The following is a 20,015-nucleotide window of genomic DNA, read 5'->3' on the forward strand; positions in this document are numbered from 1 at the left end:
TGGCGTTGACTTTTGGCACGCTGTTGAGTTCTCAAGGAACGGAAGCTTCCTTCGAGACCGTTTCACCGGCCCCTCCGGGCTTTCCCTTCGTTGTCACCAGCTTATCAGACTCTTTCGGGCCCGATTCCCGCCGGCGGGGATTCCCTGCTTTTACCGCTTTTGCGTTTCCGCCTTTCGGCTTTCGCGCTCTCCGACTTTAGCAGATGCTTTCCGTCGGATTTACCGGACCGCTGTGAGGACGCACGTCTCCGTGGCGTTCTCGTCGCGGGGGTTGACCCAAAGTACTGGAGGAGCCCGGTCGGAGCAAATCCGGGGTGGCGCGCGGCGCCGTGGTGTGCCGGGCCTCGTGGGGGTGGCATCCTTGAGTGGTCTGGACCACTTGCTTGGAGGCTTCATCATGACGACTGTCTCGTCGCCCCTGACCGGGCGCGTCATCGGTCTGGCCGCTGTGCCCGACCCCGTGTTCTCGGGCGCCATGGTGGGGCCCGGCACGGCGATCGACCCCGTGCGCGAGCCGTCGGTGGCCGTGTCGCCGGTGGACGGTGTGGTCGTTTCCCTGCACGCGCACGCGTTCGTCGTGGTGGACGCGGAGGGGCACGGGGTGCTGACCCATCTCGGCATCGACACGGTGCAGCTCAACGGCGAGGGCTTCGAGGTGCTCGTCAACAAGGGCGACACGGTGGTGCGCGGCCAGGAGATGGTGCGCTGGGACCCCGCGGCGGTCGAGGCCGCCGGCAAGTCCCCGGTGTGCCCGGTGGTGGCGCTGGAGGCGTCGGCCGAGTCGCTGACGGGCCTCGTCCAGGACGGAGAGACAAGCGCCGGGGCCACCCTCTTCTCTTGGACGTAGCCTTTTCGGCAAGGCCACTCCCGACGCATACACACAGGCAACGCGGTCGCGAGCGTCCGCGACAACCGGAGACGGGTGAGATGGAGACAACGCTGCGAGGCGTCGGTGTCAGCCACGGCGTGGCGATCGGCGAGGTACGGCACATGGGGACCGCGGTTCTCGAGCCCCCGGCCAAGCAGATTCCGGCCGACGAGGCGCCGCGCGAGCAGGCCCGGGCGCGCCAGGCGGTCGACGCGGTTGCCAACGACCTGATCGCGCGCGGCAATCTGGCCGGTGGCGAGGCGCAGGCGGTGCTGGAGGCCCAGGCGCTGATGGCGCAGGACCCCGAGTTGATGGCCGACGTGGAGCGCCGCATCGCGGTGGGCAGCTCGGCGGAGCGCGCGGTGTACGACGCCTTCGCCTCCTACCGGGCGCTGCTCGCCAACGCGGGCGAGTACCTGGCGGGGCGGGTCGCGGACCTGGACGACGTCCGCAACCGGATCGTGGCGCGGCTGCTGGGGGTGCCGATGCCGGGCGTCCCGGACAGCGACGAACCGTACGTGCTGATCGCGCGGGACCTGGCGCCGGCGGACACGGCCCTGCTGGACCCGTCGCTCGTGCTCGGTTTCGTGACCGAGGAGGGTGGGCCGACCAGCCACAGCGCAATCCTCGCGCGTGCGCTGGGGGTGCCCGCGGTGGTGGCGCTGCCGGGTGCCACGGAGCTGGCGGAGGGCACGGTCGTCGCCGTGGACGGCAGCACCGGCGACATCTACGTCGACCCGGGCAAGGAACGCCGGGCCGAGCTGGCGAAGGCGGCGGAGGAGCGCAGGGCGGCCCTCGCCGCGACCTCCGGTCCCGGTGCCACCTCGGACGGGCACAAGGTGCCGCTGCTGGCGAACGTCGGCGGTCCCGCGGACGTCGAGGCCGCCGTGAGGGCGGGTGCGGAGGGCGTGGGCCTGTTCCGCACCGAGTTCCTGTTCCTGGACGACTCGAAGAACGCGCCGTCGGAGGAGAAGCAGGTCGAGGCCTACCGGCAGGTGCTGGAGGCCTTCCCCGAGGGCCGGGTCGTCGTCCGAGTGCTGGACGCGGGGGCCGACAAGCCGCTGGAGTTCCTGACGCCCGCGGACGAGCCGAACCCGGCGCTGGGCGTGCGCGGTCTGCGGACGCTGCTCGCCCACCCCGATGTGCTGCACACGCAGCTGCGGGCGCTCGCCAGGGCGGCGGAGGGCCTGCCGGTGTACCTCGAGGTCATGGCGCCCATGGTGGCGGACCGGGTGGACGCCAAGGCGTTCGCGGACGCGTGCCGGGAGGCCGGGCTGCACGCGAAGTTCGGCGCGATGGTGGAGATCCCGTCGGCGGCACTGCGGGCGCGTTCGATCCTGCAGGAGGTGGAGTTCCTCTCGCTGGGGACGAACGACCTGGCGCAGTACACCTTCGCGGCGGACCGCCAGGTCGGCTCGGTCTCACGGCTGCAGGACCCGTGGCAGCCGGCGCTGCTGGACCTGGTCGCCGCGGCGGCCGAGGCCGCGCGGGCCGAGGGCAAGAGCTGCGGTGTGTGCGGTGAGGCGGCCTCCGATCCGCTGCTGGCGTGCGTGCTGACGGGTCTGGGTGTGACGAGCCTGTCGATGGGTTCGGCGTCCCTCCCCTACGTGCGGGCGACGCTGGCGAAGTACACCCTGGCGCAGTGCGAGCGTGCGGCGGCCGCCGCGCGGGCGACCGACACTGCCGACGAGGCGCGGCGCGCGGCGCAGGCGGTGCTGTCCGGGGAGTGATCGCTTCCCGTCCCGGCCAGGGGCGTCCCACCGGTGGTGGGGCGCCCCTCGGCGTTCCCCGGACTGCCCCGCGCTGCCCTGCTCAGCCGTCCTCGGGTGGCGGGAGGACGAATCCGGGGCGGTGGACGACGCCGGGCTCCGGGGGCACGGGGTCGCCGGACTCGGCGTCGGTGCAGTAGGCGTTGAACACCTGCGCCTCGGTGAGGGGTTGCAGCCAGCCGTCGCGCAGGGTCCAGCCGCGGACCTCGTCCGGGCGGTCGGGCGGGGGCTGTCCGCTGCCGGCGCCGCTGCGCAGGACGACGCCTCCGGGGCTGTCCTCGGCGATCCCGGCGGCGAGGACGGTGCAGCAGACCAGGGCCTCGGCCTCGACGAGGTGGACCATGCCGTGCTCGTCGCAGCGGGCGTGCATGGCGGCGAGCAGCGTGGTGCCCTCGGCGGGCACGCTGCACACGAGGTGGTGGTGGCCCGGTCCGGCGGCTTCGAGGAGGCGCATCAGGGCCTGGGACGCGCGGTCGAAGGACGTGCGGGCGAGGTCGTCGCCGCAGCCGGCGCAGTCCCCAGCGCCGGCCAGGATGCCGGAGGCCCGTTCCCAGGTGGCCTGGCGGCCCGCCTCGTACTCGAGCTCGGTGACCAGGAGTTCCATGGGCTGTCCGGTGTACGGGACGGTGGGCCCGGCCGTGGTGACGTCGGCGGCGTAGCGCGTGCGGGAGCGCGAACTGTCCGGGTCGTGGCCGGTGTCGGCGCAGTACTCGGCGTACTCGTCCGGGTCGAAGGGGCCGACGCGCACGTGGATGCCGCGGGAGGTGAGCGATCGCAGCAGGCCCTCGATCTGCCGCAGGTAGGCGGTGTGGTCGTCGAAGGTGAAGCTCCGGTAGCCGCGCATGGCGGCGAAGTCGGCGGCGTCCGTGAGGACGGCGACGGTGGTCGGCGACTCACGGCGCAGGGTGCGGCGGCCGGTCCTCGCGGCGCGGCGGGCGGGGCGGGCGCTCTGCTTGCGGTGCTTGGTGTGTGCCATGACGGCTCCCCCTCGGTACGGCGGTCAACTGTCACTCACCGTAGCCGCCGCCACTGACAGTGACCGTCGCGCTGGGGGCGACGGGGGTCCCCGGTGCGGCGGACCCGGGCCGGTCCAGGGCGTCCAGCCGGTCCAGGCGGCGGCGTACGAGGGTGCGCTGGCCGACGGAGACGGCGGCGAGGCCGGCGCCGAGGCCCAGCCAGCCGAGCGGGCCCGCGGCCATGACGGCGGAGGTGAGCAGTACCGGTCCGGCCGAGCGCTGGGCCGACTGCGCGAGTCCGTGGACGCCGAGGTACGCGCCCTGGGACCGGCCGGGGGCGAGGGCGAGGGACAGTTCCCAGGAGATCGCGGCGTGCACGATCTCCGCGGCGGTGAAGGCCGTGGCGGCGACGACGAGGGCGACGACGGCGATGCCCGCCGAGTCCACCGCCGAGACGGCCATGGCGCCTCCCGCGACGAGGAAGGCGACGCCGAGCAGCGGCAGGGAGGCGGCGGCCCTGCGCGGCTCGTCGCCGAGGCGGCTGAGGCGGACCTGGAAGAGCACGACGAGGACGTTGTTGAGGACGAAGAGCAGCGCGACGAGGCTGTGCGGCGCGACGGTCGCGGTGGCGATCCACAGGGGCAGGCCGACGTTGAGGGCCGTGTCGTCGAGGAGGAGCAGGGTCTCGGTGGCGGTGTACGCGAGGTAGCCGCGGTCGCGCCAGGGGCTGGTGGACGGGGCCTTGCTGCGGGGCGCTTCCCCGTCGGCGCCGGCGGACGCGGTGGCCACCACGCGTACGGGGGACGGCGGTTCGGCACAGCGCAGGACGAGCAGGGCGGCGCCGGCGAAGGAGAGGGCGTCCCCGATGAGCATGGCCCGGTAGGCGGTGTCGGTGCCGATGGCGAGGGCGACGGCCGCGGCGAGGCCGCCGATGCCGAAGCCGATGTTCACGACGGTGCGCTGGAGGGCCTGGTAGCGCACGCGGTCCGGGCCGGCGACGCGGGCGGCGTACAGCTTGGTGAGGACCGAGGCGGCACGGTCGCCGAGGCTGCCGAGCGCGGCGATGGGCAGCAGCAGCCAGAAGGTACCGGTGAGCAGGATGCCGACGGCGGCCACGGCACGCAGGGTGTGGACCGCGGGGAGCAGCCGGGTGAGCGGGACGTGGTCGGCGATGCGGCCCGCGACGGGGGTACCCGCGACGCCGACGGCTCCGGCTACGCCCAGCAGGAGGCCGATCTGGTGCGGGGCGAGTCCGGCGACGTAGGTGTAGTAGAGCGCCGAAGTGCCGTACCAGAGGCCGGATCCGGCCTTGTCGGTGAGACTCACCAAGAGCATGCGGCGGCCGTCGCGGCCGCCGGGTACGAGGTCCTCGATGTCTCTGCGGCTGCGAGGGAATCGCATGCACTGCCCCCTTGACCCGAAGTTTGTATTGATACAGACTTACGAATGTGGCAGCACAATATGCGATCAGCGGCACGAACGCCAAGGGCATTGCCGCGTCCGTCGAACGGGGCGTGGCCGACGGGAGGTTGTCCCCCGGGGCCGCGCTCCCGCCGGTGCGGACGCTGGCCGACCGCCTCGGGGTGAGCCCGGGCACGGTGGCGACCGCCTACAAGGAGCTGCGGCAGCGCGGGATCGTCGTCACGCGCGGGCGTGGCGGCACCGTCGTCGCGGAGGCGCCGGCGGTGGCGTCCAGGAGGCCGCCGAAGGTGCCCGCCGGGCTGCGGGACCTGGCGGGCGGCCATCCGGACCCGGCGTTCCTCCCGGAGTTGCCGCCGTCCGTGCGCGTGACACCCGGAGTGCGCTCGCACCGGTCGGCGCCGCGCCTTCCCGAACTGGAGGAGCTGACCCGCACGTGGTTCGACCGCGACGGGGTGCCGCCGGACGACGTGACGTTCGCGCACAGCGCGCTCGACTGCGTCGGGCGGCTGCTCTCCGTCGAGTTGCGGCCCGGCGACGCGGTGGCGATGGAGGACCCGGGCTACCACCACCTGCTCGACCTGGTGCCCGCGCTGGGGCTGCGGATGGTGCCCGTCGCGGTGGACGACGAGGGCCTGCGGCCCGACGCGCTGCGCGACGCGCTGCGGGCCGGGGCCCGCGCGGTCGTGTGCAGCCCGCGCTCCCAGAACCCGTACGGCGGGGCCTTCTCGCCCGAACGCCGGGACGCGCTGCTCGGTGTGCTGCGGGAGGCGCCCGACGTGCTCGTCGTCGAGAACGACCACGCCGCGGAGATCGCGGGCGTGCCGCTGAACACCCTCACCGCGGGCGGGCTCCCGCGCTGGGCCCAGGTGCGCACCGTCACCAAGTACCTGGGCACGGACTTGCGGTGGGCGGCCCTCGCCTGCGACCCCACCACGCTGGCGCGGCACGACGGGCGGCTGCTGCTCACCTCGGGCTGGATCAGTCATGTGCTGCAGGGCATGGCCGCACGGCTGATGACGGACGCGGCGGCCCGGCTGCTCGTGGAGGCGGCTCGGGACGCCTACGCGGAGCGGCGGGAGGCCCTGGTGGCGGAGCTGGGCGGGCGCGGGATCGCGGCGCACGGGGCGAGCGGGCTCAACGTGTGGGTGCCGGTGCGGGACGAGGCGGCGGTGGTGAACGGACTTCGCTCGCGCGGGTGGTGGGTGGCCGCGGGGGCGAGGTTCCGGCTCGCGGCGGGGCCGGGGGTGCGGATCACGACGGCGGGGCTGCGGCCCGTGGAGGCGGGTGCCCTGGCGGCCGACTTCGCGGACGTCCTCAGCGAGTTCGGCGCGACGTACGGGGGGTGAGGCGGGAGCGGCCCGGATCCCGCCCCACCCCCGTGCGCTCAGCCGCGGGCGCGGGCCAGGTCCTCGTAGAACCGGAGTAGCTCCAGGTTGTCGACGGAGCCCGGGTTGACCGCCTTGTCCAGCGGCGTGCCCTGCAGCAGCTTCTTCACCGGTACCTCGATGCGCTTGCCGGTGAGGGTGTGCGGGACGCCGGGGACCGGGATGATCTCGTCCGGGACGTGGCGGGGGGAGAGCTGTTCGCGGATGGTGCGCTTGACCTTGTCGCGGAGGGCGTCGTCGAGCACCGCGCCCTCGGCGAGCTGCACGAACAGGGGCATCCAGTAACCGCCGTCGGGCTGTTCGACGCCGATGACCAGCGACTCGCGGATCTCCGGGAGCCGTTCGACGGCCTCGTAGATGTCGGCGGAGCCCATGCGGACGCCCTGGCGGTTGAGGGTGGAGTCGGAGCGGCCGTGGATGACCACCGTGCCGCGCGAGGTCAGGGTGATCCAGTCGCCGTGCCGCCAGACGCCGGGGAACATCTCGAAGTAGCTGTCGTGGTAGCGGCTGCCGTCGGGGTCGTTCCAGAAGTGGATGGGCATCGACGGCATGGGGTTGGTGACGACCAGCTCGCCGACCTCGTCGGTGACGGGCTTGCCGAAGGGGTCCCAGGCCTGCAGGTCGGTGCCGAGGCAGGGGGCCTGGAGCTCTCCGATGTACACCGGAAGGGTCGGGACGCCACCGGCGAAGCAGCTGCACACGTCGGTGCCACCGCTGACGGAGGCGATCCACAGGTCCTCCTTGACCTCGTCGTGGATCCAGCGGAAGCCGTCCGGCGGGAGCGGGGAGCCGGTGGTGGCCACGCACGTGACGGCCGAGAGGTCGTGGTCGCGGCCGGGGCGGACGCCGGCCTTGCGGCAGGCGATGACGTACGCGGCGGAAGTGCCGAACACGGTGGTGCCGGTGCGCTCGGCCACGCCCCATTGGGCGCCGGTGTCGGGGAAACCGGGGCTGCCGTCGTACAGGACGATCGTGGAGCCCGCGAGCAGGCCGCCCACGAGGAAGTTCCACATCATCCAGCCGGTGGAGGTGTACCAGAAGAACCGGTCCCGCGGCCCGAGGTCGAGGTGGAGGCCGGTCTGCTTGAGGTGCTCCAGCAGGATGCCGCCCTGGGACTGGACGATGGCCTTGGGCAGGCCCGTGGTGCCGGAGGAGTAGAGCACCCACAGCGGGTGGTCGAAGGGGACCTGCTCGTACACCGGCTCGGGGTCGCCGGAGACGAGGGACTCCCATTCCAGGGCGCCCTCGGGGGCGGGCGTGCCCAGCAGCGGGATGTGCACAACGGCTCGCAGCGAGGGCAGTTCGGCGCGCAGCTCGGCGACGACGCCGGTGCGGTCGTGCTCCTTGCCGCCGTAGCGGTAGCCGTCGACGGTGAACAGGACGACGGGCTCGACCTGCTGGAAGCGGTCCAGCACGCTGCGGGCGCCGAAGTCCGGGGCGCAGGACGTCCACACGCCGCCGACGGCGGCGGTGGCCAGCAGGGCGACGACGGCCTGGGGGACGTTGGGCAGGTAGCCGCTGACCCGGTCGCCGGGGCGTACGCCGAGGGCGCGCAGCTCGTGGGCGAGGGATGCGACCTGGCGGCGCAGGTCGGCCCAGCTGGTGGCGCCGATCTCGTGGCGCTCGTCGAGGTGGAGCAGGGCGGGCTCTCCGGCCCGCGCCGCGTCGCCGGCGGGACGCAGGGCGTGCTCGGCGTAGTTGAGGGTGGCCCCGGGGAACCACTTCGCGCCGGGCATGGAGGCGTCGGCGAGGACGGTCTCGTAAGGCGAGGAGAAGCGCACGTCGAACCACTCGACGACGGACCGCCAGAAGGTCCCGGGCTCACGCACCGACCAGGCGTGCAGCGCCTGGTAGCCGGCGACGGGGTCGGCGGTGTCGGGGGCGGGCGCGCCGTGGTGCTCGGCGGCCCAGGCCTGGAAGCGCGTCACCTGGGCACCGGAGACACGGTCCGGGCCGGGCTGCCACAGGGGCTGCTCGGTCGCCGGGTCGGCGGTGGGCTCAGGTGTGGTGCTCATGGGGCGGCTCCCGGACGGTACGCGACGCTGCGTGATGTGCGGCTGGACCCCGGCCGGGCGGAATGTCCCCGGTCGCGGCTGGGCAGGACGATGCCACGTGATCGTCTCCGGCGCCAGGGCACACCCCACACATTCGAGGGTGGAAGCATGTGCCCGGCCGCCAGATGGAAGGCGGCCGGCCGGCGGCGGGGCGGGCGGGAACGGTGAAAGGGTGGGCCTTATGGATGCTCGGGACCTGGTGCGACAGGTACGGCAGGTCGGATCGGCGAACGGGCTGAGGGCCGTGCGCGCGGCATGGCGCAGACAACGCACCGACGCACGGGACCTGCCGCGGCGGGGACCGGAGCGGGCGCGGGTGCCGGGACCCGCCGAGGGCGCCGACCCGCTGCCGGGCGGCGGGCTGGTGCGCTTCGCCCGCTCGACCCTGCGGGTGCGGGTCGCGGCGGGCGGTGCGGTGTTCTGCGGCTGGGACGGTGCCGAGCCGGAGCCCTCGTACGCGCTGGACGGCAGCTGCCCCGACGCCGACGCACGGGCGGTCATCGAGCCCGACAAGGACGGCTGGCGGGTGGTGTCGGAGCGGATCACGGTGCTGGTCTCGCGGCACGGGGCGGTGGAGTTCCGCACACCGGGCGGCCTGCTGCTGCGGCGCGACCTGCCGCCGCGCTGGTGGGACCCGGTGAACCCGGCCGACGGTGCGCAGCCGCGCTGGGTGCAGCGCTCGGAGACGGCGGCGGACGCGGCCGTGTTCGGGCTCGGCGGGCGGGCCTCGGGGCCGCGGCTGGGCGAGGGCACGTACCGGCTGTGGAACACCGACCCCGGCGGCGCCTTCGAGCCGGAGACCGATCCGCTGTACATCACCATGCCGCTGCAACTGGTCGTCGCCGACGCGGGCAGCCATCTGGTCTTCCACGACAACACCTGGGACGGCCGGGTGACCCTGCGCGACGGCGAGGAGGGCGCGGGTTCGGGCCACGACCGCCCCGGCGGCTGCGAGACGCGGATGGACGGCGGCCCGCTGCGCTACTGGGTGATCCCCGGCACGCCCGCGCGGATCCTGGCCTCCTGGACCGCACTGACCGGCCGGCCCGCGCTGCCGCCGCGCTGGGCGCTGGGGTACCAGCACTCGCGCTGGGGCTTCGGGACGGCGGCGGAGGTGCGGCGGGTCGCGGCGGGCTACCGCGAGCGGGAGCTGCCGCTGTCCGCGCTGCACCTGGACATCGACCACTACGACGGCCACCGGGTCTTCACCGTCGACGGCGAGCGCTTCCCCGACCTGCCGGGGCTCGCCGAGGAGTTGCACGCACAGGGGGTGCGCCTGGTGTCGATCGTCGACCCGGCGGTCAAGCTGGAGCCGGGCAACCCGGTCCACGACAGCGGGGCAGCCGCCGACGCCTTCGTACGGGACGCGCAGGGACGCACGGTGCACGGCGTGGTGTGGCCGGGCGACGCGGTCTTCCCCGACTTCACCGACCCGCGGGTGCGCAAGTGGTGGGGCGGCCTCTACGCGGAGCGGCTCACGCAGGGCTTCGCCGGGGTGTGGCACGACATGAACGAGCCGGTGTCCTTCGCCGCGTTCGGGGACACCACGCTCCCCCGCTCGGCCCGGCACGCCCTGGAGGGCCGCGGCGGCGACCACCGCGAGGCGCACAACGTGTACGGGCTGACCATGGCCAGGGCCGGCCACGAGGGGCTGCGCGAACTGCGCCCCGGCTCCCGGCCGTTCCTGTTCTCCCGCTCCGGCTGGGCGGGCATGCAGCGGTACGGCGGCACATGGTCGGGCGACGTCTCGACCGGCTGGCCCGGGCTGCGCTCCTCGCTGTCGCTGGTGCTGGGGCTCGGGCTGTGCGGGGTGCCGTACTCGGGGCCGGACGTGGGCGGGTTCACCGGGAGCCCGTCGCCGGAGCTCTACCTGCGCTGGTTCCAGATGGCCGCGTACTTCCCGTTCTTCCGTACGCACTCGGCGATCGACGCCGGACACCGCGAGCCGTGGGAGTTCGGGCCGAAGGTGCTGGAGGCGGCCGGGGCGGCGATGCGCGAGCGGGAGCGCCTGATGCCGTACCTGTACACGCTGGCGCACATCGCGTGGGGTTCGGGCGCGCCCTATGTGCGGCCGGTGTGGTGGGGCGACCCGGAGGACCGCAAACTGCGCGCCTGCGGGGACGCCTTCCTGCTCGGGGACGCGCTGCTGGTGGCGCCGGTGCTGGAGCAGGGAGCAACGGAACGGGCGGTGCGGCTGCCGAGGGGCCTGTGGTACGACACCGCGACCGAGCGGGCGTACCAGGGGCCCGGGCAGGTGCTGTTGCCCGCGCCGCCCGAGCGCGTGCCCGTGCTGGCCAGGGCCGGTGCCGTCGTGCCGGTGGCGGAGGAGGACGGCACGGTGACCCTGGAGGTGTGGGCGCCGGCGCCCGGACGCGGCGGGGGCGGCACCCTGGTCACCGACGCCGGGGACGGCTGGGCCGACCCGCGCGTGGAGCGCTTCACCTCAAGGGTGGTGGACGGCGAGGTCGTCGTCGTCCGTGAGGAGCACGACGAGGTGGGGTACCGGGTGCGGGTGCGCGGCACCGCCGTTCATCGGTAGCGGCCGTTCGGCGGCGTCTCAGTAGCGGCCGCCGAACCAGTTGCGCACCGCTTCGGTGTGCAGCGGGAACGCCAGTTCCGCGGGAGCGAGGAGGATCTGCCGGCCGTCGGTCTCGTCGGTGACGACGGCCGGCGGGAGGTCCTCGGCGGCACGCTCCGGCAGGAGGCCGAACACCAGCAGGTGCCCGGTGTCGCCGCTGAGGGTGTCCGCGAGCCGTACGTCGCCGGCGGCGGCCTTGATGCCGGTCTCCTCGTCGAGTTCGCGGACCACGGCCTCCTGCCACGTCTCGCCGAGGTCCACGAAGCCGCCGGGAAGGGCGAGCAGTCCGCGGCGCGGCTCGATGGACCGGCGCACGAGGAGCAGACCGGTGCCCTCCGGGGCGCGCACGGGCAGCAGGGCAACGGCGACGGGGAGCGGATTGCGGTACGTGATGCCACCGCAGGCGGCGCATGTCCGCGGCCATCCGGCATCGGGGGCGAACTCCGTGCCGCAGTAGGAGCAGTGGCTGTCCTTCTGACGAGTGATCACGCGCGGACTGTACCGGAGCGACCGTCCCGGGCACGGGGTCGTGCGGAGCCCTGTCCGTCGCGGCGGGTGAGAGGGCACACTGGCGTCCGTGACACCCGAATCCCTCGGAAAAGGCGCCAATCTGCCGGTTCCCGTGCCCGCCGTACGGGCCGTGCTCGGCTGGACCGCGGGTCCAGGCGTGCCCGACGTCGACGCCTCGGCGCTGCTGCTGACCGGCGAAGGACGGGTGCGTTCGGACGCCGACTTCGTCTTCTACAACCAGCCCGAGCACGCTTCCGGCGCCGTGCGCCACACCGGGAAGCAGTCGGGGCCGGGGCAGGCCTCGGACACGCTCGACGTCGACCTGGCCCGCGTAGAGCCGGCGGTCGAGCGGATCGTGCTGTGCGCCTCAGCGGACGGCGGCGCCTTCGGCCAGGTGCCGGGGTTGCGGCTGCGGCTGCTGGACGCGCGCAACGGCGCCGAGATCGCGCGGTTCGACATGCAGGCGACGACGGAGACGGCGTTCCTCGGCGGCGAGCTGTACCGGCGCAACGGGGTCTGGAAGTTCCGTGCGGTCGGGCAGGGCTGGAACTCCGGACTGGCCGGGCTGGCGACCGACTTCGGGATCACCGTCGACGCGCCGCAGCCGCCGGCGGAGCCGTCCGCACCGGCCGCGTCGCCGCCTCCCCCGGTGCAGTACCCGCGGCCCGCACTGCCCGTGACGGTGCCCCCTCCCCCGCCCCCGCCGCCGTTCCCGGCCGCGTCCGCGTCCGCTCCCCACCCGCCGGCCACGCGGCTCACCAAGGGTGAGGAACACCTGCCGCCCGACATGCGCAAACGGCTGAACCTGCGCAAGGAGCAGGTGGCCGTCAGCCTGCGCAAGCACGGCGCGGCGGGTGTCGTCGCGCGCGTGATCCTCGTGCTGGACGCCTCGGGCTCGATGAGCGGCCTGTACGCGCGCGGGGTCGTCGCCGACGTGGTCGAGCGCATGGCGGCGGTCGCGGCGCAGCTGGACGACGACGGCGACATGCAGGCGTGGACCTTCGCCTCGCACCCGGCGCGGCTGCCGGACCTGCGGATCGCCGAACTCCCGCAGTGGCTGGGGCTGCACGTGCGGGTGGGCGAGCTGAGCCTGTTCGGCCGTCCCAAGAAGCCCCGGCACGGGCTGCAGCCGGGGCAGGTCGACATGCGGTTCGTCGGCATCCAGAACGAGGAGCAGAAGGTCATCGCCGAGGTCAGGGGGTTCGTGCGGGCGTACCCGACGGAGGTGCCGACGCTCGTGCTGTTCTTCTCCGACGGCGGCGTCTACCGCAACGCCCAGATCGAGCAGCAGTTGCGGGAGGCGGTGGAGGAGCCGGTGTTCTGGCAGTTCGTCGGTATGGGCAGGGCCAACTACGGGGTGCTGGAACGCTTCGACACCCTGCCGGGGCGGCGTGTGGACAACGTCGGCTTCTTCGCCGTGGACGACATCGCCACCGTGCCGGACGCGGAGCTCTACGACCGGATCCTCTCGGAGTTCCCCTCCTGGATCACAGCCGCCCGGCAGGCCGGGATCCTTCGCTGAACCTCCCGCTTGTCGGCGGCCGTCGGGCCGTGGGACTCCAGGACGACCGGAGCGCCCAGTGCCTCGCCGACCGCCTCCGACCAGGCGGCCGGATCGGGGCCGGGTACGTCCCAGCGGGCCGGCCGGGCCTTGAGCAGCCGTTCGGTGAGGGCGGCCTGGCGGCCGAGGTCTCCGGGCGGGGCGGTGGGCAGCCGCGTCTCGCCCGTGTCGTACGCGCGGACCAGCCGCAGCCGCGGGCAGCGGCGGAGGGCGTCGAGGTGGGTGAGGGCGAGGGCGTCCACACCGCCGCTGGCCTCGACGGCGTAGCGGTGGGCGACGGCGTCGAAATGGCCGGTGCGGAAGGCGCCCTGCCAACGGCCGTGGCCGTTGTGGGGTTCGGGGAGCAGCGGGGCGAGTTCCCGGTCCTCGGTGACGTGCGGTCCGGGGCCGTGCCGGGTGGTGTACGTCCGTACGACGCCGAGCCGGCGGGCCTCACAGCCCGCTTCGGCGAGCAGGGTCTCGGCATGGGCGAACGTGGTCGTGGACCAGGTGGTGTACGGGTGGAAGCCGTGCCACTCGTCCAGGAGGACGCCCTGGGCACCCTCGAGGACGACCGGGCCCTCGCGCAGGACGCGGGCGAGGTGGCCGTCACCGGTGAGGGTGACGGCGCGGGCGAAGGCGGTGAAGGCGTCGGCGCAGTCCTCGGGCGGTGGTGCGGGCAGCCGCTGCCCGAACTCGTCGGCCAGGCGGTCGCGCAGCAGGCGGAGTTTGCGCAGCAGCCGGGGGCGTGAGGCGCAGTCCCCCGCGGTGGGGGCGTCCTCGGGGTGGGCGAGGGCGTAGCCGGCGGTCTCGCCGATTCCCATGCCGCACGAACCGTGGCGGGCCGCGCCCCGCTCCCGCTCGCGCAGCCGGTTGGCGGCGGCGTGGTACGGGGTGGTGAGGCGCGCCGCGCGGTCGACGCTGAGCAGGGCGTACGGCGCGGGGACCCCGAGGGCGGCGAGGTGGTCGGCCTCGGCGGCCAGCGCGAGGGGGTCCACCAGCATGAAGCGGGACAGGTGGGTGGGGACGCCCCGGAGGGTGCCGGAGCCGAACTGGGCGAAGGTGTGGTGGCGTCCGTCCGTGGTGACGACGTTGTGCGCCGCCTGGGCACCGCCGTTGAAGCGGACCACCGCGTGGACCGGCCCGCTCGCGCAGAGCCGGTCCACGACGGTGCCCTTTCCGGCGTCGCCGTAGCCGAGGTCGACGACGATGGTGTGCACGGGGTCCTCCGGGAGGGGCCTACAGGCGGGTGGTGCCGGTCGCGGCACCGTGGCCGTCGCCGTCGATCAGGGACGTGTCCGTCACCGCGACGGCCGCGCGGTCGCGGTCGAGGGCGGTGAGGGCCTTGCCGACGGTGCCGGTGGCGGTGGAGCCGAGGTCGGCGAGGTCGGCGAGGCCCTCGGCGAGGTCGATGGCCTCCTCGCCGAGCCCGATGGTGAGGGCGATGGTCTCGCAGACGGCGTCGAGGTCGTCGAGCTCGATGACGTTCTGGCGGAGGAGCCCCCGCCACGTGCCGAGGACCTCGGTGTTGCCGACGTAGGACGAGCCCGCCGGGAGGATGTAGTAGACGTCGAACTTCCGCTGCAGCTCGGCGACGATCCGCGTGACGGGAATGTCCTCGGCGAGGTCGTCCCCGAGGACCTCGCGCACCTCGCGGGCCTTGACCTTGCCGTAGGGCAGCTCGTCGCCGATCAGGAAGAGGTAGCCGCGGCGGCCGCGCTTCTCGTGGCAGTCGATCGAGGTGTGCCGCGCCATCGCGTACATGGCGAGCTCGTACGACTCGGTCATCTGGCCGCCGCCCCCGCCTTCGAGCAGGATGTTGCCGAGGTCGTCGTCCATCCGGTTGTCGGACTCGAACTGCCCGAGCTGGAGCGGGACCCGGTCGCAGGTGGCGTCGCCGACGGCGCCGAAGAGGATCTGCGGGTGCTCGGTGTAGCCCTTGCGCAGGAGCAGGCCGAAGAGCTCGGGGAGCTTGGTCTGCAGGACCTGCGGGACGGTGCGCATGGAGCCGGTGACGTCGAACAGGACGGCGATGGCGAGCGAGGTGGGGTGCTCGTCGGAGTCGCGGCTCTCGCGGACTCCGATGTCCTTGGGGTCGAGCGAGGGGTGCGCGGTCCAGGAACCGCGCGGTGCAGACGAGGTGACGCGGTCGCTGTAGGCGAAGGCGCCGGTGCCGCTGGCGGCGCGGTAGCGCGCGGCGGCGTCGTAGACGTTGGTGGACCAGCTTCCGCTGCCCATGGTGGTTCCCCCTTGGTGACGGGTGTCAGGTGCCGGTGCCCGGCATGGCGAACGGGCGGAAGGCGCGCGGGCCGTAGAGGCGTTCCAGGACCTCGTCGAGATCCGCGAGCAGCCGCCACGCGTCGTGCGGGCGGCGGGCCTCGGAAGGGAGCGTGCAGCCGCGGAGGAAGGCGCTCAGCGGACGCGGCGCGCGGTCCCCCATCAACTGCTCGACGCAGCGCGAGGCGAGGTGGATGTCGGTGGCCTCGGTGGCGGGGCGCCGACCGGGGACCTCGGGCGGGTACAGGGCGCGGTGCCGCTCCACGAGGGCGGGGACGGTCGCGCCGCGCTCGGTGGAGTAGCACCAGTCGACGAGTACGAGACCGTGCTGGGCGGGGTGGATGAGGACGTGCTCGGGCAGCACGGCGCCGTGGACCAGGCCGGCCCGGTGCGCCCAGCCGAGGGCGACCAGCAGACGGCGCCACATCCAGGCGGCGTCGCGCGGGTCGAGGCCGCCTGGGTGCAGCGTCCGGACCTCGGCGAGGGTGTGGAAGCCGCGCAGCCGCTGGAGCGCGTTGACGCGGCGTTCGGTGCCGTCGGGGCCGCGGTGGCGGAAGGACTCGGCCAGCCGGGGCGCGTAGGCGTGGTGCCGGGCGTCGCCGACGGTGTGCAGCCGGGTGAGGGCGTCGGCCTCACGCTCCATCAGGTCGTTGTCGGCGGGCCGGCGCGGAATCTTCAGCACGGTGCCGGGCCCGGCGGCGCGCAGCACGGCGAGGTCGCCCTCGGCGAGGACGGGCCCCAGCGGGTACACGCCGCCCGCGGTGGTGAGGGCCTGGCCGCCGCCGGAGTGCCGCCGCCACAGGGCGGTGAGCCGGACGAAGGCCGCTTCGGCCTCGTCCGCGCGGCCGGGCGGGGCGGTGTCGGGGTGGAGGAGGCGGGCAAGCCTGCGGTAGTGCCGGGCGGCCTCGCCGGCGTCGGCAGGGAACGGCCGGCGGAGGGCGGCCAGGGCGTCGTCGAAGGTGCGGACACGGTGTGCGGACGCGGAGCGCGTCGTGGCGGTCATCGGACACTGTCCTCACGGTCGGGGCGGAGCAGTGCGGGGTGCAGGAGGCGGGCGTCGCCGGCGCGGTAGAGACGGGCCCGGGGGCCGCCCTTGGCACCGCCGCGGCCGGCCGTGGCGCCGGTGGACTCGACGAATCCCGGCACCGACAGGACCTTGCGGTGGAAGTTCCCGGCGTGCAGGGCGCGGCCCCAGACCGCCTCGTAGACCGAGCGGAGCTCGGTGACGGTGAACTCCTCGCCGAGGAAGGCGGTGGCCAGCGGGGTGTACTCGATCTTGGCGCGGGCCCGGTCGAGACCTTCGGCGAGGATCGTGCCGTGGTCGAAGGCGAGGCGGGCGACGAGGCCCGTGTCCTCGCCCGTGCCGTCTCCCGTGTCGTGGCCGGTTCCGAGGACGGACGCCCGGCCGGACCGGCGGCCGGAACCACCCCCGTGGATCCCGGCCGGCCGGTCCTGCTCCTTGGGACGCTCGGTGGCGGCGTCCGGGTTCCCCTGCGGTGCGAGTGCCTCGACGGGCACCCACTCGGCCGCCGCGGCGTCGCTGCCGGCCTGCGCCTCGGGGAGGTCCGGGGCGAAGGCGAGGTAGGCGACGGAGACGACGTGCATGCGCGGGTCGCGGTCGGGGCGGCCGTAGGAGCCGAGTTGTTCGAGGTGGACGCGGCCGAGGCCGCGTGCCGCGTCGAGCCCGGTCTCCTCGGCCAGTTCGCGGGCCGCCGCCTCGTCCAGGGACTCGCGGCCGGCCTGGACGAAGCCGCCGGGCAGTGCCCAGGCGCCCTCGTACGGCGGGCCCCCGCGGCGCACCAGCAGGACGTGCAGGGCACCCTGGCGCAGGGTCAGGGCGACGACGTCGACGGTCACGGCGATGGGCTCGAAGGCGCGCGGGTCATAGGCGGCGAGGAACGCGTCCTCACCCTGCCGGTCTGCCATCGTGCGCCACCCCTCGCCGGTCGTTCCGGGCTGCTCCCACCCGAAGTTGTTCTCACTTCGAGTATTTCTCGCTACGAGAAGAACTTAACACCCGGCACCGACAGCGTCCATCCCGTTTCGCGGCGCACCCCACCCGTGGCACACTTCTGACGTTCCGTCAGATCGTTTGGGGAGGGGGCCGGCCGTGGCGCGGTCACGGAAACCCGTTGTGGCGGGATGGTTCACGCAGGACACCGCGGACGGCGGTGACTTCCGGCTGCTGGGCACCCGCTGCCGCGGCTGCGGCGCGGTGTTCTTCCCCCGGGAGGACCACGCCTGCCGCAACCCGGCCTGCCCCGGCACGGAGGAGGACCTTGAGGAGGTCCCGCTGTCCCGGCGGGGCCGGATCTGGTCGTACACCGACGCCCGCTACCGCCCGCCCGCCCCCTACTTCTCCGATCCCTCGCTCCCCTGGGAGCCCCGCGCCCTGGTGGCGGTCGAGCTGACGGCGGAGCGGATGATCGTGCTCGGGCAGGCCGCACCCGGGACGGGCGTGGCCGATCTGGCCGTCGGCATGGAGGTCGAACTGGTGCCCGGCGTGCTGCACGAGGACGCGGAGCACACCTGGACCACCTGGCACTGGCGCCCCGTGGGAGGCGGACGATGAACCGCGACGTGGCCGTGCTCGGCGTGGGCATGCACCCCTGGGGCAAGTGGGGCCGGCCCTTCACGCGGTACGGGGTCGTGGCGGCGCGCGCCGCGCTCGCCGACGCGGGACTGGACTGGCGCGACGTCGGGCTGGTCGTCGGCGCGGACACGGTGCGCGGCGGCTACCCCGGCTACGTCGCGGGGGCGGCCTTCGCACAGGCGCTGGGCTGGCAGGGCGCCCGGGTGGCCAGCGTCTACGCCGCCTGCGCCTCCGGAGCGCAGGCCCTCGACACCGCCCGGGCGCGGATCCTCGCCGGCCTGGTGGACACCGCCCTGGTCGTGGGCGCGGACGCGGCCCCCAAGGGCTTCTTCGCGCCCGCCGGCGGCGACCGGCCCGACGACCCCGACTGGCTGCGCTTCCGCGTGCTCGGTGCCACCAACCCGGCGTACTTCGGGCTGTACGCACGCCGCCGCATGGCGCTGCACGGCGACACGCCCGAGGACTTCGCCCAGGTCAAGGTGAAGAACGCGGCCGCCGGCGCCGCGAACCCGCTCGCCCGCTACCGGACGCCGGTCACGGCCGCCGAGGTGGCGGCCTCCCCGGTCGTCGCCGACCCGCTGCGGCTGCTGGACATCTGCGCCACCTCCGACGGGGGCGCCGCCGTCGTCCTGTCCAGCCTCGACTTCGCCCGGCGCCGTGCGACGGCCGACCCGGTGCGCATCCGCGCGGTCTCGACCGTCACCCCGGTCTATCCGCGCACGGTGCCCGACCTCCCGGACATCGCCACCGACTCCGCCCTCACGGTCCCACCCGGGGAGCCGGCCGAGGGCTTCCGGGCGGCCGTCGTCCGCGCCGCGTACGAGGAGGCCGGCATCGGCCCGGAGGACCTGGACCTGGCGGAGGTGTACGACCTGTCGACGGCGCTGGAGCTGGACTGGTACGAGGACCTGGGCCTGTGCCTGCCGGGCGGGGCGGTGAAGCTGCTGCGCGACGGGGCCACGGCGCTCGGGGGGCGGATTCCGGTCAATCCCAGCGGCGGCCTCGCCTCCTTCGGGGAGGCCGTGCCCGCCCAGGCGCTCGCCCAGGTGTGCGAGCTGACCGGGCAGTTGCGCGGACGGTCGGGGACCCGGCAGGTCGCGCGCGCCCGCGTGGGGGTGACGGCGAACCAGGGCCTGTTCGGGCACGGCTCGTCGGTGGTCGTAATCAGGTGATCCGTCCGATACCTTGACGCTCCATCACCCCGGGACAACACTTCCGGGTGGCGCGGAGGCCGGGCGGGAGGCGGGACCTCCGTACCCGCGTCTCCGTGCGCCATTCTCTGGCGGCGCATGCCCGACACGTGCGCCCGCACGAAGGAGCCGTCATGTATTCCAACGGAGACGTCTTTGTCGGCGAGATCATCGGAACGGCGATCCTGATCCTGTTCGGCGCCGGCGTGGTGGCCGGGGTGCTCCTGCACCACTCGAAGGCCCGGGCATCCGGGTGGATCGTGATCTCATTCGGGTGGGGCCTCGCGGTCCTGGCCGGCGCGTACACCGCGGGCCCGCTGTCCGGCGGGCAGCTGAACCCGGCCGTCACCTTCGGTGTCGCCATCAGCTCCGGCAAGTGGAGCCAGGTGCCGGTCTACCTCGCCGGGCAGATCATCGGCGCGATGCTGGGCGCCGTCCTGTGCTGGCTGGTGTACTACGGCCAGTTCGCGGCGAACCGCGCCGAGGAGACCCGCCAGCCCACGCTCGCCATCTTCTCCACCGTCCCCGAGATCCGCGTCTGGTGGCAGAACCTGCTCACGGAGGCGATCGCCACCATGGGGCTCGTCCTGCCGATCCTGGCCTTCGGCCTCAGCAAGGGCCTCGGCGAGACGGGTACCGGCACGCTGATCGTGGCACTGCTCGTGACCGGCATCGGGCTCTCCCTCGGCGGCCCCACCGGCTACGCCATCAACCCGGCCCGCGACCTCGGGCCGCGCATCGTCCACTCCGTCCTGCCGATCCCCTTCAAGGGCACGTCCGACTGGACCTACGCCTGGATCCCGGTGGCCGGTCCGCTGATCGGCGGTGCCCTGTCCGGTCTCATCTACAACGTCGCGTTCAAGTGAGGCGGTC

General features: G+C 74.1%; 16 protein-coding genes. 8 read left to right on the forward strand and 8 right to left on the reverse strand.

The window, feature by feature from the left end:
- Positions 1-397: 397 nt before the first annotated feature.
- Together ACFW3D_RS19265 and ptsP are read left to right on the forward strand one after the other, a co-directional pair.
- Positions 398-847 carry a PTS sugar transporter subunit IIA gene (locus tag ACFW3D_RS19265; RefSeq protein ID WP_500505381.1) on the forward strand — a complete coding sequence of 150 codons (450 nt, stop codon included), beginning with the start codon at positions 398-400 and terminating at the stop codon, positions 845-847.
- Positions 848-927: 80 nt separating this feature from the next.
- The gene (ptsP, locus tag ACFW3D_RS19270) at positions 928-2,598 is read left to right on the forward strand and encodes a phosphoenolpyruvate--protein phosphotransferase (protein ID WP_500505382.1); all 1,671 of its coding nucleotides are present in this window, start codon (positions 928-930) and stop codon (positions 2,596-2,598) included.
- Positions 2,599-2,680: 82 nt separating this feature from the next.
- Here the strand turns inward: ptsP and ACFW3D_RS19275 are convergent, their stop codons facing one another.
- Together ACFW3D_RS19275 and ACFW3D_RS19280 are read right to left on the reverse strand one after the other, a co-directional pair.
- Positions 2,681-3,613, reverse strand: coding sequence for a DUF8829 domain-containing protein (locus ACFW3D_RS19275; protein ID WP_500505383.1), 933 nt, complete (start codon positions 3,611-3,613; stop codon positions 2,681-2,683).
- A 31-nt stretch (positions 3,614-3,644) separates the two neighbouring features.
- Positions 3,645-4,994, reverse strand: coding sequence for an MFS transporter (locus tag ACFW3D_RS19280; RefSeq protein WP_500505384.1), 1,350 nt, complete (start codon positions 4,992-4,994; stop codon positions 3,645-3,647).
- Between the two features lie 47 nt (positions 4,995-5,041).
- On the opposite strand from ACFW3D_RS19280, the gene ACFW3D_RS19285 reads away from it, so the two are divergent.
- Entirely contained in the window at positions 5,042-6,361 is a 1,320-nt protein-coding gene (locus tag ACFW3D_RS19285; RefSeq protein WP_500505385.1) for an aminotransferase class I/II-fold pyridoxal phosphate-dependent enzyme, read from the forward strand.
- Between the two features lie 38 nt (positions 6,362-6,399).
- Here ACFW3D_RS19285 and ACFW3D_RS19290 read toward each other — a convergent pair whose 3' ends face one another.
- On the reverse strand, positions 6,400-8,415 hold the full coding sequence (locus ACFW3D_RS19290) for an acetoacetate--CoA ligase (RefSeq protein ID WP_500505386.1): 2,016 nt from the start codon (positions 8,413-8,415) through the stop codon (positions 6,400-6,402).
- A gap of 220 nt (positions 8,416-8,635) precedes the next feature.
- Here ACFW3D_RS19290 and ACFW3D_RS19295 point away from each other — a divergent pair, with 220 nt between their 5' ends.
- A complete protein-coding gene (locus ACFW3D_RS19295; RefSeq protein ID WP_500505387.1) occupies positions 8,636-10,993 on the forward strand; it encodes a glycoside hydrolase family 31 protein in 2,358 nt (785 codons plus the stop codon).
- An 18-nt stretch (positions 10,994-11,011) separates the two neighbouring features.
- Here ACFW3D_RS19295 and ACFW3D_RS19300 read toward each other — a convergent pair whose 3' ends face one another.
- Positions 11,012-11,521 carry an NUDIX domain-containing protein gene (locus tag ACFW3D_RS19300; RefSeq protein ID WP_500505388.1) on the reverse strand — a complete coding sequence of 170 codons (510 nt, stop codon included), beginning with the start codon at positions 11,519-11,521 and terminating at the stop codon, positions 11,012-11,014.
- A gap of 88 nt (positions 11,522-11,609) precedes the next feature.
- Between ACFW3D_RS19300 and ACFW3D_RS19305 the strand changes: the two genes are divergently transcribed.
- Entirely contained in the window at positions 11,610-13,064 is a 1,455-nt protein-coding gene (locus ACFW3D_RS19305) for a VWA domain-containing protein (protein ID WP_500505389.1), read from the forward strand.
- On the opposite strand, the gene ACFW3D_RS19310 is transcribed toward ACFW3D_RS19305, so the two are convergent.
- Genes ACFW3D_RS19310 through ACFW3D_RS19325 form a run of 4 tightly spaced genes read right to left on the reverse strand, consistent with a single transcriptional unit; the run spans position 12,995 to position 17,285 of the window.
- A complete protein-coding gene (locus tag ACFW3D_RS19310) occupies positions 12,995-14,302 on the reverse strand; it encodes an adenylosuccinate synthetase (RefSeq protein WP_500505390.1) in 1,308 nt (435 codons plus the stop codon). The two genes, ACFW3D_RS19305 and ACFW3D_RS19310, sit on opposite strands and share 70 nt — an antisense overlap.
- A gap of 19 nt (positions 14,303-14,321) precedes the next feature.
- Positions 14,322-15,320: a hypothetical protein gene (locus ACFW3D_RS19315; RefSeq protein ID WP_500505391.1), complete on the reverse strand. Its 999-nt coding sequence runs from the start codon at positions 15,318-15,320 to the stop codon at positions 14,322-14,324.
- A 25-nt stretch (positions 15,321-15,345) separates the two neighbouring features.
- Positions 15,346-16,362 (reverse strand): molecular chaperone DnaJ, encoded by a 1,017-nt coding sequence (locus tag ACFW3D_RS19320; RefSeq protein ID WP_500505392.1) that lies wholly within the window; start codon positions 16,360-16,362, stop codon positions 15,346-15,348.
- Positions 16,359-17,285, reverse strand: coding sequence for an NUDIX hydrolase (locus tag ACFW3D_RS19325; protein ID WP_500505393.1), 927 nt, complete (start codon positions 17,283-17,285; stop codon positions 16,359-16,361). The genes ACFW3D_RS19320 and ACFW3D_RS19325 overlap by 4 nt, the downstream gene beginning before the upstream one ends.
- 184 nt (positions 17,286-17,469) lie before the next feature.
- Here ACFW3D_RS19325 and ACFW3D_RS19330 point away from each other — a divergent pair, with 184 nt between their 5' ends.
- The 3 genes from ACFW3D_RS19330 (at position 17,470) to ACFW3D_RS19340 (ending at position 20,008) form a co-directional block, all read left to right on the forward strand.
- On the forward strand, positions 17,470-17,931 hold the full coding sequence (locus tag ACFW3D_RS19330; protein WP_500505394.1) for a Zn-ribbon domain-containing OB-fold protein: 462 nt from the start codon (positions 17,470-17,472) through the stop codon (positions 17,929-17,931).
- A complete protein-coding gene (locus tag ACFW3D_RS19335) occupies positions 17,928-19,124 on the forward strand; it encodes a lipid-transfer protein (RefSeq protein ID WP_500505395.1) in 1,197 nt (398 codons plus the stop codon). The genes ACFW3D_RS19330 and ACFW3D_RS19335 overlap by 4 nt, the downstream gene beginning before the upstream one ends.
- 152 nt (positions 19,125-19,276) lie before the next feature.
- Entirely contained in the window at positions 19,277-20,008 is a 732-nt protein-coding gene (locus tag ACFW3D_RS19340; protein ID WP_500505396.1) for an MIP/aquaporin family protein, read from the forward strand.
- The last annotated feature ends 7 nt before the right edge of the window (positions 20,009-20,015 follow it).

Origin of the sequence: Streptomyces sp. NPDC058864 (genome assembly GCF_042742985.1) — a bacterium.
Lineage (GTDB): Bacteria > Actinomycetota > Actinomycetes > Streptomycetales > Streptomycetaceae > Actinacidiphila.

Bases quoted from the DNA above. Each gene is read 5' to 3' on its own strand.
- ACFW3D_RS19325 (WP_500505393.1), bottom strand. From the start codon at position 17,285: ATGGCAGACCGGCAGGGTGAGGACGCGTTCCTCGCCGCCTATGACCCG.
- ACFW3D_RS19340 (WP_500505396.1), top strand. From the start codon at position 19,277: ATGTATTCCAACGGAGACGTCTTTGTCGGCGAGATCATCGGAACGGCG.
- ACFW3D_RS19275 (WP_500505383.1), bottom strand. From the start codon at position 3,613: ATGGCACACACCAAGCACCGCAAGCAGAGCGCCCGCCCCGCCCGCCGC.
- ACFW3D_RS19290 (WP_500505386.1), bottom strand. From the start codon at position 8,415: ATGAGCACCACACCTGAGCCCACCGCCGACCCGGCGACCGAGCAGCCC.
- ACFW3D_RS19315 (WP_500505391.1), bottom strand. From the start codon at position 15,320: ATGGGCAGCGGAAGCTGGTCCACCAACGTCTACGACGCCGCCGCGCGC.
- ACFW3D_RS19280 (WP_500505384.1), bottom strand. From the start codon at position 4,994: ATGCGATTCCCTCGCAGCCGCAGAGACATCGAGGACCTCGTACCCGGC.
- ACFW3D_RS19295 (WP_500505387.1), top strand. From the start codon at position 8,636: ATGGATGCTCGGGACCTGGTGCGACAGGTACGGCAGGTCGGATCGGCG.
- ACFW3D_RS19265 (WP_500505381.1), top strand. From the start codon at position 398: ATGACGACTGTCTCGTCGCCCCTGACCGGGCGCGTCATCGGTCTGGCC.
- ACFW3D_RS19320 (WP_500505392.1), bottom strand. From the start codon at position 16,362: ATGACCGCCACGACGCGCTCCGCGTCCGCACACCGTGTCCGCACCTTC.
- ACFW3D_RS19335 (WP_500505395.1), top strand. From the start codon at position 17,928: ATGAACCGCGACGTGGCCGTGCTCGGCGTGGGCATGCACCCCTGGGGC.
- ptsP (WP_500505382.1), top strand. From the start codon at position 928: ATGGAGACAACGCTGCGAGGCGTCGGTGTCAGCCACGGCGTGGCGATC.